General features: G+C 70.7%; 11 protein-coding genes and 1 tRNA gene. 11 read left to right on the top strand and 1 reads right to left on the bottom strand.

Annotation, left to right across the window (positions count from 1 at the left end; genetic code table 11):
• Positions 1 to 231 precede the first annotated feature (231 nt).
• Positions 232 to 303: transfer RNA gene (locus ACH47Z_RS13175), tRNA-Arg, on the bottom strand.
• Between the two features lie 118 nt (positions 304 to 421).
• Here ACH47Z_RS13175 and ACH47Z_RS13180 point away from each other — a divergent pair.
• From ACH47Z_RS13180 to prmC, 11 genes are all read left to right on the top strand, one after another.
• Positions 422 to 952, top strand: a complete 531-nt coding sequence (locus ACH47Z_RS13180; RefSeq protein WP_399073310.1) for a response regulator — start codon at positions 422 to 424, stop codon at positions 950 to 952.
• Positions 953 to 1,102: 150 nt separating this feature from the next.
• Positions 1,103 to 2,101 (top strand): ArgS-related anticodon-binding protein NrtL, encoded by a 999-nt coding sequence (nrtL, locus tag ACH47Z_RS13185; protein ID WP_399073311.1) that lies wholly within the window; start codon positions 1,103 to 1,105, stop codon positions 2,099 to 2,101.
• A 54-nt stretch (positions 2,102 to 2,155) separates the two neighbouring features.
• Positions 2,156 to 3,547: a diaminopimelate decarboxylase gene (gene lysA, locus ACH47Z_RS13190; RefSeq protein ID WP_399073312.1), complete on the top strand. Its 1,392-nt coding sequence runs from the start codon at positions 2,156 to 2,158 to the stop codon at positions 3,545 to 3,547.
• 170 nt (positions 3,548 to 3,717) lie between these two features.
• Positions 3,718 to 5,007, top strand: a complete 1,290-nt coding sequence (locus tag ACH47Z_RS13195) for a homoserine dehydrogenase (RefSeq protein WP_399073412.1) — start codon at positions 3,718 to 3,720, stop codon at positions 5,005 to 5,007.
• 6 nt (positions 5,008 to 5,013) lie between these two features.
• The gene (gene thrC / locus ACH47Z_RS13200) at positions 5,014 to 6,072 is read left to right on the top strand and encodes a threonine synthase (protein WP_399073313.1); all 1,059 of its coding nucleotides are present in this window, start codon (positions 5,014 to 5,016) and stop codon (positions 6,070 to 6,072) included.
• Between the two features lie 252 nt (positions 6,073 to 6,324).
• Positions 6,325 to 7,254: a homoserine kinase gene (thrB, locus tag ACH47Z_RS13205; RefSeq protein ID WP_399073314.1), complete on the top strand. Its 930-nt coding sequence runs from the start codon at positions 6,325 to 6,327 to the stop codon at positions 7,252 to 7,254.
• Positions 7,255 to 7,662: 408 nt separating this feature from the next.
• A complete protein-coding gene (gene rho / locus ACH47Z_RS13210; RefSeq protein WP_399073315.1) occupies positions 7,663 to 9,627 on the top strand; it encodes a transcription termination factor Rho in 1,965 nt (654 codons plus the stop codon).
• Between the two features lie 228 nt (positions 9,628 to 9,855).
• Entirely contained in the window at positions 9,856 to 10,986 is a 1,131-nt protein-coding gene (locus ACH47Z_RS13215; RefSeq protein ID WP_399073316.1) for an LCP family protein, read from the top strand.
• A gap of 140 nt (positions 10,987 to 11,126) precedes the next feature.
• Positions 11,127 to 11,351, top strand: coding sequence for a 50S ribosomal protein L31 (gene rpmE / locus ACH47Z_RS13220; protein ID WP_019326867.1), 225 nt, complete (start codon positions 11,127 to 11,129; stop codon positions 11,349 to 11,351).
• A gap of 105 nt (positions 11,352 to 11,456) precedes the next feature.
• A complete protein-coding gene (prfA, locus tag ACH47Z_RS13225; protein WP_399073317.1) occupies positions 11,457 to 12,533 on the top strand; it encodes a peptide chain release factor 1 in 1,077 nt (358 codons plus the stop codon).
• A gap of 42 nt (positions 12,534 to 12,575) precedes the next feature.
• Complete coding sequence (gene prmC / locus ACH47Z_RS13230) at positions 12,576 to 13,421, top strand: peptide chain release factor N(5)-glutamine methyltransferase (RefSeq protein WP_399073318.1); 846 nt, start codon at positions 12,576 to 12,578, stop codon at positions 13,419 to 13,421.
• The last annotated feature ends 63 nt before the right edge of the window (positions 13,422 to 13,484 follow it).

Genomic DNA, 13,484 nt, shown 5'->3' on the forward strand with positions numbered 1-13,484 from the left:
TGCCGAGCGGAGCGGTTGGTGGGGTCGGAGCCCTCGGAGGGGCGGCCGGACGCAGGTGACGGTCCGTCGAATGTGGCGGCTGACCTCGGCGGACGCTCCAAGATCCCGTCCACGCCTCGTCCACAGACCCCGACACGCGGCCGCTCCGGGCCGCATACGGCTGCACAAACGCGAAGACCCCGGCCTCAGCGTTTCCGCTGGTGACGGGGTCTTTGGGCACCTCATGAGGGGTGCCCCCGGCAGGATTCGAACCTGCGCACACGGCTCCGGAGGCCGTTGCTCTATCCCCTGAGCTACGGGGGCGTGTCGGTTGCGGAGCTGCTTGCTCGCGGCGACGGATAGAACACTAGCAGGTCCGGCGGGGTGATCAGGAACTTGTTTCCCGGGGCGGGGGCGGGATGGTCGTTCGTACGGGGCGGAAGTGGGGAAAACCCGGACGCGGTGGCCGGTCCGGACCTACTCTCGACGTGTGCCAGGCGCCTCGGGTCGGGTGCTTGTTGTGGACGACAACAAGGTCATCCGGCAGCTGATCAGGGTCAACCTCGAGCTGGAAGGGCTCGAGGTCGTGACCGCGGCCGACGGTGCCGAGTGTCTGGATGTGGTGCACCAGGTGCGGCCCGACGTCGTGACGCTCGACGTCGTCATGCCCCGGTTGGACGGCCTGCGCACCGCCGCCCGGCTCCGCGCCGATCCCCGTACGCACAATCTTCCCCTCGCCATCATCAGCGCGTGCACCCAGTACGAGGTCGAGAGCGGTCTCGACGTCGGCGTCGACGCCTTCCTCGCCAAGCCCTTCGAGCCCGCCGAAATGGTCCAGCTCGTCAAGCGGCTCATCCAGCGCGCGGGCGGACAGGGGGGCCGTGAGGGGGACGGGGACGGAGAAGGAGGTGACGGCGGAGCCGGGGACGGCTTCGCCGATGGTGTTCCAGGCAGGATTTCCTACGGCGGCTAGGTGTATTGATCACGGGCGCGCGGCGAGTGCAGTCACGTGTGCGGTCAAAAGATCATGGCCGCCGCCCCATTCGTCCTCCGTCGTCCCCCGTTCGTCCCACAGTGAGAACCACTTCGCCTACCCACCCCCTCCCTCCCCTACGCTTGTCCCGTGACCCCCGTCGAGTTGTCCCGCACCGTGCTGCACGCGGTGCGTCGTGCTGTCGATGACGGGGAGCTGAGTGTGGCCGTGCCCGAGCGGGCCGTGGTGACCGAGCCGGGGCCCGGGGGGTGCGGGGACTACGCCACCGGCATCGCCCTGCAGCTCGCCCGGCCGGCCGGGCAGCCGCCGCGGCGGGTCGCCGAGATCCTGGTGCCCCGGCTCGCCGACGCCGACGGCATCCGCGAGGTCGTCGTCACCGGCCCCGGGTTCCTCAACATCAGCCTCGCCGAGCAGGCGCAGGCCGACCTCGTCACCGCCGTCGTCCGGGAGATCCGGGCCCGCGGCGCCGCGTACGGGCACGGTGACGCCCTCGCCGGGCAGGTCGTCGCGCTGCGCGTGCCGTACGAGGTCCGGGCCGAGGTCGTCGCCGACGCCGTCGTACGGCTGGTCGCGGCGCAGGGCGGGCGGGCCACCGTCGAGCACGCCGAGCCCGTCACTCTCCGGCCCGTGCCCGCGCCGGAGGACCCCGCCCCGCTCGGGCCCGACGCCGCCCAGTGGGCCCTGCTCCACCCCGCCCCGCACGACCGGCCCCGGATCACCGCCGATCACCTCCTCCAGCGGGAGGGCAATCCGCTGTTCCGGGTGCGGTACGCCCACGCCCGCGTCCGCTCCGTCAGCCGCAACGCCGCCCGCCTGGGCTTCACCGCCGAGCCCGGCCCCATCGCCACCCCCGAAGAGGCCGGCATCCTCCGCGACCTCCTCACCCCCCTCGCCGACCACCCCCGTATCCTCGCCGCGGCCGCCACCCACCGTGCCCCGGACCGGCTTGCCCGGCATCTCGTCACCGTCGCGGATGCCGTGCTGCCTTTTCTGCCCTCCGTGCTGCCCCGCGGCGAGGAGAAACCCTCGGCCGCCCACCGCGCCCGGCTCGCCCTCGCCGAAGCCGCCGGGACGGTGCTGGCCGGCGGCCTGTCCCTGCTCGGCATCGACGCACCCGAACACCTCTGAGGCCTCGCGCAAGACGCGCCCCGGAGAGAGACAGAGAGTCTGAGAGCCACCGTCATGAGCCGTTCCGCCCACCCTGCCGGGCCCCGTCACGCCGACGTCCTTCCTGAGGGGCACTACTCCGCACCGCCCGCCGACCTCAACGTCCTGGACCGCAAGGTCTGGGCCCAGACCGTCGCGCGGGACGCCGACGGGGTCGTCACCGTCGGCGGTATCGACGTCAACCGGCTCGCCGAGCAGTACGGCACGCCCGCCTACATCCTCGACGAGGCCGACTTCCGGGCACGCGCGCGTGCCTGGCGCAGTGCCTTCGGCCCCGACGCCGACGTGTTCTACGCCGGAAAGGCGTTCCTCTCCCGCGCCGTCGTGCGGTGGCTGGACCAGGAGGGGCTCAACCTGGACGTGTGCTCCGGGGGCGAGCTGGCCACCGCCCTGTCCGCCGGGATGCCCGCCGAGCGCATCGCCTTCCACGGCAACAACAAGTCCGCGGACGAGATCCAGCGCGCCGTAGAGGCCGGTGTCGGGCGGATCGTGCTCGACTCCTTCCAGGAGATCGTGCGGGTCGCCCATATCGCGCAGTCCCTCGGCAAGCGGCAGAAGGTCCAGATTCGGATCACCGTCGGCGTGGAGGCTCATACGCATGAGTTCATCGCCACCGCCCACGAGGACCAGAAGTTCGGGATCCCCCTCGCCGGGGGGCAGGCCGCGGAAGCCGTACGGCGGGCGCTCCAGCTCGACGGGCTCGACCTCATCGGGATCCACTCCCACATCGGGTCGCAGATCTTCGACATGTCCGGCTTCGAGGTCGCCGCCCACCGCGTGGTCGGGCTGCTCAGGGACATCCGTGACGAGCACGGCGTCGAGCTGCCCGAGATCGATCTCGGGGGTGGCCTCGGCATCGCCTACACCAGCGACGACGACCCCCGTGAGCCGCACGAGATCGCCAAGGCCCTCACCGAGATCGTCACCCGGGAGTGTGAGGCCGCTCGCCTCCGCACCCCCCGGATCTCCGTCGAGCCCGGCCGCGCCATCGTCGGCCCCACCGCCTTCACGCTCTACGAGGTCGGCACCGTCAAGCCGCTCGACGGGCTGCGCACGTACGTCTCCGTCGACGGCGGCATGTCCGACAACATCCGGACGGCGCTGTACGACGCCGAGTACAGCGTCGCCCTCGTGTCCCGCACCTCCGACGCCGAGCCCATGCTCGCCCGTGTCGTCGGCAAGCACTGCGAGAGCGGGGACATCGTGGTCAGGGACGCGTTCCTGCCCGCCGACCTGGCGCCGGGGGACCTCATCGCCGTACCGGCCACGGGCGCGTACTGCCGGTCCATGGCCAGCAACTACAACCACGTGCTCCGGCCGCCCGTCGTCTCCGTGAAGGACGGCGAGGCCCGCGTGATCGTCCGGCGTGAGACGGAGGAGGACCTGCTGCGTCTCGACGTCGGCTAGCCGGAAAGGCCGACAAGGAAGCCCCCGAGAAACGGGGCTGGAAGATCTCCTGTCTCCCGGCCCCGTACAAATGAAATTCATGTCTCACGATCCGGACCAAGGGTAGAAACTCCCGTCCGGTGAGTGAGACTGGTCCAACCGTAGACGGTATGAGGAAACGAGGTCGGATGATGCGTACGCGTCCGCTGAAGGTGGCGCTGCTGGGCTGTGGGGTTGTTGGCTCAGAGGTGGCGCGCATCATGACGACGCACGCCGACGACCTCGCCCAGAGGATCGGCGCCCCCGTGGAGCTCGCCGGGGTCGCCGTACGACGGCCCTCCAAGGTGCGTGAGGGCATCACCCCGGGCCTCGTCACCACCGACGCCACCGCCCTCGTCAAACGCGGGGACATCGACGTCGTCGTCGAGGTGATCGGCGGGATCGAGCCCGCGCGGACCCTCATCACCACCGCCCTCGAGCACGGTGCGTCCGTCGTCTCCGCCAACAAGGCGCTGCTCGCCCAGGACGGCGCCGCCCTGCACGCCGCCGCCGAGGAGCACGGCCGGGACCTGTACTACGAGGCCGCCGTCGCCGGTGCCATCCCGCTGATCCGCCCGCTGCGCGAGTCCCTCGCCGGCGACAAGGTCAACCGGGTGCTCGGCATCGTCAACGGCACCACCAACTTCATCCTCGACAAGATGGATTCGACCGGGGCCGGATATCAGGAGGCCCTCGACGAGGCCACCGCTCTGGGATACGCCGAGGCCGACCCGACCGCCGACGTCGAGGGGTTCGACGCCGCCGCCAAGGCCGCCATCCTCGCCGGGATCGCCTTCCACACGCGCGTGCGCCTCGACGACGTCTACCGCGAGGGCATGACCGAGGTCACCGCCGCCGACTTCCGCTCGGCGACGGAGATGGGCTGCACCATCAAGCTGCTCGCCATCTGTGAGCGGGCGGCGGACGGCGGCTCCGTCACCGCGCGCGTGCATCCCGCCATGATTCCGCTGAGCCACCCGCTCGCCTCCGTGCGCGGCGCGTACAACGCCGTCTTCGTGGAGTCCGACGCGGCCGGCCAGCTCATGTTCTACGGCCCCGGCGCCGGCGGTTCGCCCACCGCCTCCGCCGTGCTCGGCGACCTCGTCGCCGTCTGCCGCAACCGGCTCAGCGGCGCGACGGGGCCCGGCGAGTCGGCGTACGCCGCCCTGCCCGTCTCGCCCATGGGCGAGGTCGTCACGCGCTACCACATCAGCCTCGACGTCGCGGACAAACCGGGTGTGCTCGCCCAGGTCGCCACCGTCTTCGCCGAGCACGGCGTGTCGATCGACACCGTTCGTCAGCAGGGCAAGGACGGCGAGGCCTCCCTCGTCGTCGTCACCCACCGGGCGTCCGACGCCTCCCTGTCCGGGACCGTCGAGGCGCTGCGCAAGCTCGACACCGTGCGGGGTGTCGCCAGCATCATGCGGGTTGAAGGAGAGTAACCAGCAATGACCCACCAGTGGCGCGGAATCATCGAGGAGTACCGGGACAGGCTGCCGGTCTCCGACACCACGCCGGTCGTGACGCTCCGCGAGGGCGGCACGCCCCTCGTGCCCGCGCAGGTGCTCTCCGAGCGCACGGGCTGTGAGGTGCACCTGAAGGTCGAGGGAGCCAACCCCACCGGCTCCTTCAAGGACCGCGGCATGACCATGGCCATCAGTAAGGCCAAGGAGGAGGGGGCCAGGGCCGTCATCTGCGCCTCCACCGGCAACACGTCGGCGAGTGCCGCCGCCTATGCCGTACGCGCCGGCATGGTCTCCGCCGTGCTCGTGCCGCAGGGCAAGATCGCCCTCGGCAAGATGGGCCAGGCCCTCGTGCACGGCGCGAAGATCCTCCAGGTCGACGGCAACTTCGACGACTGCCTCACCCTCGCTCGAGAGCTGAGCGAGAACTACCCGGTGGCGCTGGTCAATTCGGTCAACCCGGTGCGCATCGAGGGCCAGAAGACCGCCTCCTTCGAGATCGTTGACATGCTCGGCGACGCGCCCGACATCCACGTCCTCCCGGTCGGCAACGCGGGCAACATCACCGCCTACTGGAAGGGCTACAAGGAGTACGCCGGTGACGGCATCTCCACGAAGACCCCCCGGATGTGGGGATTCCAGGCCTCGGGAAGCGCTCCGATCGTGCGCGGTGAAGTGGTCAAGGATCCCTCGACCATCGCCACCGCGATCCGTATCGGCAACCCCGCCTCCTGGCAGTACGCGCTGGCGGCGCGGGACGAGTCCGGCGGCCTCATCGACGAGGTGACGGACCGTGAAATCCTGCGCGCCTACCGGCTGTTGGCCGCGCAGGAGGGCGTCTTCGTGGAGCCCGCCTCCGCCGCCTCCGTGGCCGGTCTGCTCAAGGCCGCCGAGCAGGGCAAGGTCGACCCGGGCCAGACGATCGTGTGCACCGTCACCGGCAACGGTCTGAAGGACCCCGACTGGGCCGTCGCCGGCGCTCCGCAGCCGGTCACCGTCCCGGTCGACGCGGCCACCGCCGCCGAGCGCCTCGGCCTCGCCTGAACGCCTGGTCCTGGTGAAACCCTGACGGGGTGCACAGGGGGCTTACGACACGCATCGTGCGCCTCCTGTGCGCCCTATGTCGCCACAGAACCTTCCTTCGATAGGCTGTAGTGAACCCGCCCATTGCATATGCCCACGCATATGGGTGACGTCGCGCCGTCTGCGCGACCGGAGGGTCTCTACGCCAGAGGGTCTCCACGTACGTATCGAATGTCTTCGACAGTCCCGCAGCTCAAGGAGAGTCAACGAGCGATGGCCGGTCCAGCGTTCCGCGCCGCCGCCGTCCGGGTGCGCGTTCCCGCCACCAGCGCCAATCTCGGCCCGGGTTTCGACGCCCTCGGCCTCGCGCTGGGGCTCTACGACGACGTGGTCGTCCGGGTGGCCGACTCCGGGCTGCACATCGACATCGCGGGCGAGGGCAGCGCGACCCTCCCGCGTGACGAGAGCCACCTCCTGGTCCGCTCCCTGCGCACCGCCTTCGATCTGCTGGGCGGACAGCCCCGCGGCCTGGAGATCGTCTGCGCCAACCGCATCCCGCACGGCCGCGGCCTGGGCTCCTCCTCCGCCGCCATCTGCGCCGGCATCGTCGCCGCCCGCGCGGTGACCATAGGCGGGGAGGCCAGGCTCGACGACGCCGCCCTCCTCGAGCTGGCCACCGAGATCGAGGGTCACCCCGACAACGTGGCCGCCTGTCTGCTCGGCGGCTTCACCCTGTCCTGGATGGAGGCCGGCGCCGCCCGGGCGATCAGGATGGAGCCCAACGATTCCATCGTTCCGGTGGTTTTCGTGCCCGGAAAGCCGGTCCTGACCGAGACCGCGCGCGGCCTGCTCCCGCGCACCGTGCCGCACGTGGACGCCGCCGCCAACGCGGGCCGCGCCGCCCTGCTCGTCGAGGCCCTCACCCGGCGCCCCGAGCTGCTGCTGCCCGCCACCGAGGACCGCCTTCACCAGGAGTACCGCGCGCCGGCCATGCCGGAGAGCGCCGCGCTGGTGGAGCGGCTGCGTGCCGACGGCGTCCCGGCCGTCATCTCGGGCGCCGGGCCCACCGTCATGGCCCTCGCCGACGCCGGTACGGCCGACAAGGTGGAGGCCCTGGCCGGCACCGAATGGGCCGCCAACCGGCTCAGCCTGGACCTACAGGGCGCGAGCGTGCTGCCGCTCGCGACCTCCGGCGCCGACTGACCGCACACGGTTGCCAGATTTGGAGAGGGGGAATGTTTGTTGGATCCGGTAGTGTTAACCTCAAGTCTGCACCCGACCCCACCATGGCGAGGTGCCTCGTGTCCCCGTCCGGGACAGACATTCTTCCGGGAGCCTCCCGCGCCACTCCGTGTTCCTTGCGCCGTACCTGGGCAGTACGTCGTATGCGGGCACTGAGCGGGTCGCCGGGCACGCTCCGGAATCGGTGCTACCACGCCACGTGACACTGGGTGCCACGATTCGCGGAAGCGCCAATCACCATCACATCTCTTCCGCCGCTTTGGCGGACCACCGCCCCGGCGCGGTTCACAGAAGACAGGACCGTAGCCGGACAGCACAACCGGTCGCCGAGCCAGACAGGCCGACGTCCGCTCCAGGGAAGGACCCTTCGTGAGCGACACCACCGATCTGATGGGCGCACGTGTCGAGGAGACCGCTGCCGCGCCCGCCACGGACGCCTCCGCGCCTGCCACCGGTGCCGGCTCCCGGCGGCGCCGCGGTACCGGCCTCGAGGGCATGGTGCTGGCCGAGCTGCAGCAGGTCGCCTCGGGCCTCGGCATCAGGGGCACCGCGCGGATGCGCAAGAGCCAGCTGATCGAGGTCATCAAGGAGGCGCAGGCCGCCGGGGGAGCCGCCCCCAAGGCCGAGGCCGCCACCGAGACCAAGCCCAAGCGCCGGACCACCTCCAAGGCCCGTACGGGTGAGGCCGCCGACGCGGAGAAGAAGGCCGAGGCTCCGGCCGAGAAGGCCGTGGCCCAGCAGCAGATCGAGATTCCCGGCCAGCCGGCCTCCGACGACGCCCCGACCGAGCGCCGTCGCCGCCGTGCCACCGCCGAGGCCGGCAGCCCCGCCGCGAGCGGCGCCGAGACGATCGCCGCCGAGGCGAAGGCCGAGCCCAAGGCCGAGACCCCCGCCCAGCAGCCGCAGGGCGAGGCCGGTGACGGCGAGGGCCGTGGCCGCCGGGACCGCCGCGAGCGCGGCCGGGACCGTGACCGTGACCGCCGGGGCAAGGGCGACGAGCAGCAGGGCGGCCAGCGTCAGCCGCAGGGCGGTCAGCAGCAGGGCGGCGGCCGGCAGGACCGCGACCGCGACCGCCAGCAGCAGGACGACGACGACTTCGAGGGCGGCCGCCGTGGCCGTCGCGGGCGCTACCGCGACCGCCGTGGCCGCCGTGGCCGCGACGAGATCGGTGTCGAGCCGCAGCTCGCCGAGGACGACGTCCTGATCCCGGTCGCGGGCATCCTGGACATCCTCGACAACTACGCCTTCATCCGGACCTCCGGCTACCTGCCGGGCCCGAACGACGTGTACGTCTCCCTCGCCCAGGTCCGCAAGAACGGCCTGCGCAAGGGCGACCACGTCACCGGCGCGGTCCGTCAGCCCAAGGAAGGCGAGCGCCGCGAGAAGTTCAACGCGCTGGTCCGCCTCGACTCCGTCAACGGCATGGCGCCCGAACACGGCCGTGGCCGCCCGGAGTTCACCAAGCTGACCCCGCTCTACCCGCAGGACCGGCTCCGCCTGGAGACCGACCCGGGCGTGCTCACCACCCGCATCATCGACCTCGTGTCGCCGATCGGTAAGGGCCAGCGCGGTCTGATCGTGGCCCCGCCGAAGACCGGCAAGACCATGATCATGCAGGCGATCGCCAACGCGATCACCCACAACAACCCCGAGTGCCACCTGATGGTCGTCCTCGTCGACGAGCGTCCGGAAGAGGTCACCGACATGCAGCGGTCGGTCAAGGGCGAGGTCATCTCCTCGACCTTCGACCGCCCGGCCGAGGACCACACCACGGTCGCCGAGCTCGCCATCGAGCGTGCCAAGCGTCTGGTCGAGCTGGGTCACGACGTGGTCGTCCTGCTGGACTCCATCACGCGTCTGGGCCGTGCCTACAACCTGGCGGCGCCGGCCTCCGGCCGCATCCTGTCCGGTGGTGTCGACTCGACCGCGCTGTACCCGCCGAAGCGGTTCTTCGGTGCGGCCCGCAACATCGAGGACGGCGGCTCGCTGACCATCCTCGCCACCGCCCTGGTGGACACCGGGTCCCGCATGGACGAGGTGATCTTCGAGGAGTTCAAGGGCACCGGCAACGCGGAGCTCAAGCTCGACCGGAAGCTCGCCGACAAGCGCATCTTCCCGGCGGTGGACGTGGACGCGTCCGGCACCCGTAAGGAAGAGATCCTGCTCGGCGCCGAGGAGCTGGCCATCACCTGGAAGCTGCGCCGGGTGCTGCACGCGCTCGACTCGCAGCAGGCGATCGAGCTGCTTCTCGACAAGATGAAGCAGACGAAGTCGAACGCCGAGTTCCTGCTGCAGATCCAGAAGACGACGCCGATGCCCGGCAACGGCGACTAGGACAAGAGCGTCGGAAAGGTCACAACCGAGATCCCTGCCACAGGGCTCTCGGTTGGCGACCACCAGGAATGACTACACAGAGTGCCCACCGTCATACGCGGTGGGCACTTTGCGTTGTGCAACTCTTGCCCGAGTTCCTCCGGCCGACCGTACGGAGCGACGATGGAGCGGTGACGACCGCCCGACCCTGAAAGCAGGGGGTACCCGACCGCGAGACCTAGGAGCGATGTGTCCGCCGAGAGCACGCCGGAGCCCGTCATACCCCAGCCGGACGGGACCGTTCCCCGCCGAGGCCGGGGACGCCGCCGCAAGGCCCGCGGCAAGGGCCGCAGGGCGCTGCGTGCCACGGCCTGGACCGCCGCGGGCGTGGTCGTCCTGGGCGGCGCGGGCCTCGGGTACGTGTACTTCAAGCTCAACGGCAACATCCGCAGCCTCGACATCAACCAGGCGCTCGGCGCCGAGCGGCCCACGAAGATCGACAACGGTTCCGAGAACATCCTGGTCCTCGGCTCGGACAGCCGCTCCGGCTCCAACAAGAAGCTCGGCGGCGGCACCGACGACGGCAGCGCCCGCTCCGACACCGCGATGATCGTCCACGTCCACGAGGGCCACAAGAAGGCCGACGTGGTCTCCATCCCCCGGGACACCCTGGTCGACCGCCCCGCGTGCACGGACACCGGCGGCACCACACATCCGGCCGCCACCGGCGTGATGTTCAACGAGTCGTACTCCACCGGCGGCGCGGCCTGTGCCGTGAAGACCGTCGAGTCGCTCACCGGCATCCGCATGGACCACTACCTGGAGGTCGACTTCCAGGGCTTCCAGAAGCTCATCGACGACCTCGGCGGCGTCCCGGTCACGACGACGAAGAACATCGACGACCCGCAGAGCCATCTGACGCTCCGGGCCGGCACCCACACCCTGAACGGGCGGCAGGCCCTCGCCCTGGTCCGCACCCGGCACGGCGTCGGCGACGGCTCCGACCTGGGCCGCATCCAGCTCCAGCAGGCCTTCGTCAAGGCCCTGCTCACCCAGGTCAGGCACGTCGGCGTCTTCGGCAACCCCAAGAAGCTGTACGACCTCGCCGACACCGCCACCAAGGCCGTCACCACCGACTCCGACCTCGGCTCGGTGAACTCCCTGACCGACTTCGCGGACGGCCTCAAGGGCATCGGCGCCAAGAACACGACCATGATCACCATGCCGGTCCAGTACGACCCGGCCGACCCCAACCGCGTGATCATGGCCACCGCCAAGGCCCGGCTGGTCTGGAACGCCCTGAAGAACGACCAGCCCGTCCCGAAGGCGGCGACGGTAGGCACGGCCACCGGCGGAGCCAAGGGCGTGGTGAGCGGCTGACGGGCCCCGGGAATAGACAACGGCGGCCCCCGGTTTTGGGGGATGGCCCCAGTCCTGGCAGACTGGTACGTCGGCTCCGGTTCACGCCCCCCGCACCCCGCGGTGGCGACCCGGCGCCCTCCCGAAACCTAGGAGACACCTTGAAGCGCGACATCCACCCCGAGTACGTCGAGACGCAGGTCAGCTGCACCTGCGGCGCGTCGTTCACCACCCGTAGCACCATCGAGTCCGGCACCATCCGGGCCGAGGTCTGCTCCGAGTGCCACCCGTTCTACACGGGCAAGCAGAAGATCCTCGACACCGGTGGCCGTGTGGCCCGCTTCGAGGCCCGCTTCGGCAAGGCTGCCGCCGGCTCCAAGAAGTAGCGAGCCCCATTTCGCCGGTCCACGGCCACACCCTGCCCGGGGTGTGCCCGGGACCGGCGTTTTTGGTCGCCCGCCCTTCCCTTCACCGCAGTACAGGAGCCCAAGATGTTCGAGGCCGTCGACGAACTCGTCGCCGAACACGCCGATCTGGAGAAGAAGCTCGCCGACCCGTCGGTCCACGCCGACCAGGCGAACGCGCGCAAGCTGAACAAGCGCTACGCCGAGCTGACCCCGATCGTCGCCACGTACCGCTCCTGGAAGCAGACGGGCGACGACATCGAGACCGCACGCGAGCTGGCCGCCGACGACCCCGACTTCGCCGCCGAGGTCAAGGACCTGGACAAGCAGCGCGAGGAGCTGACCGAGAAGCTGCGTCTGCTGCTCGTCCCGCGTGACCCGAGTGACGACAAGGACGTCATTCTGGAGATCAAGGCGGGCGCGGGCGGCGACGAGTCGGCGCTGTTCGCCGGTGACCTGCTGCGCATGTATCTGCGGTACGCCGAGCGCATCGGCTGGAAGACCGAGATCATCGACGCCACCGAGTCCGAGCTGGGCGGCTACAAGGACGTCCAGGTCGCGGTGAAGACCAAGGGCGGCCAGGGTGCCACCGAGCCCGGCCAGGGCGTGTGGGCGCGGCTGAAGTACGAGGGCGGTGTGCACCGCGTGCAGCGCGTGCCGGCGACCGAGTCGCAGGGCCGTATCCACACCTCCGCCGCCGGTGTGCTCGTCACCCCCGAGGCCGAGGAGGTGGACGTGGAGATCAACCCCAACGACCTCCGTATCGACGTCTACCGCTCCTCCGGTCCGGGCGGCCAGTCCGTCAACACCACCGACTCCGCCGTGCGCATCACGCACCTGCCGACCGGTGTCGTCGCCTCCTGCCAGAACGAGAAGAGCCAGCTCCAGAACAAGGAGCAGGCCCTGCGTATCCTGCGCTCCAGGCTGCTCGCGGCGGCGCAGGAGGAGGCCGAGCGGGAGGCCGCCGACGCCCGCCGCAGCCAGGTACGCACCGTCGACCGCTCCGAGAAGATCCGCACCTACAACTTCCCGGAGAACCGCATCTCGGACCACCGCGTCGGCTTCAAGGCGTACAACCTGGACCAGGTCCTGGACGGCGAGCTCGACGCGGTGATCCAGGCCTGCGTCGACGCCGACTCGGCGGCGAAGCTCGCCGCCGCGTAAGAGACGCACGAGACCAGTACGAGCACCACACGGAGGACTCGCGTGAACCTGCTGCTCGCGGAGGTGGCCCAGGCCACCCAGCGGCTGGCCGACGCCGGCGTGCCCTCGCCGCGCAACGACGCGGAGGAGCTGGCCGCGTTCGTGCACGGTGTGAAGCGCGGCCAACTGCACTCCGTGAAGGACGCCGACTTCGACGCCCGCTACTGGGAGGTCATCGCCCGGCGCGAGCAGCGCGAGCCGCTGCAGCACATCACCGGGCGGGCCTACTTCCGATATCTGGAACTCCAGGTCGGGCCAGGGGTGTTCGTGCCCCGGCCCGAGACGGAGTCCGTGGTCGGGTGGGCCATAGACGCCGTGCGCGCCATGGACGTCGTCGAGCCGTGCATCGTCGACCTGTGCACCGGCTCCGGCGCCATCGCGCTCGCGCTCGCCCAGGAGGTCCCGCGCTCCCGGGTGCACGCCGTGGAGCTGTCCGAGGACGCCCTGGTGTGGACCCGCAAGAACATGGCGGGGTCGAGGGTGGACCTGCGGCAGGGGAACGCTCTCGACGCCTTCCCCGACCTCGACGGCCACGTCGACCTGGTCATCTCCAACCCGCCGTACATCCCGCTCACCGAGTGGGAGTACGTCGCCCCCGAGGCGCGGGACTACGACCCGGAGCTGGCCCTGTTCTCGGGTGAGGACGGCCTGGACCTGATCCGGGGCATCGAGCGCACCGCACACCGTCTCCTGCGCCCCGGCGGGGTCGTCGTGATCGAGCACGCCGACACCCAGGGCGGCCAGGTGCCGTGGATCTTCACCGAGGAGCGGGGCTGGGCCGACGCGGCCGACCACCCCGACCTCAACAACCGCCCCCGGTTCGCGACCGCCCGCAAGGCGCTGCCGTGAGCACCCTGACGGCAGTGATTTCTGAAGTCCCGCATTACGTGTACTTCGTGTACGAGGAGGCCC

Source organism: Streptomyces sp. NPDC020192, assembly GCF_044388685.1.
Lineage (GTDB): Bacteria > Actinomycetota > Actinomycetes > Streptomycetales > Streptomycetaceae > Streptomyces.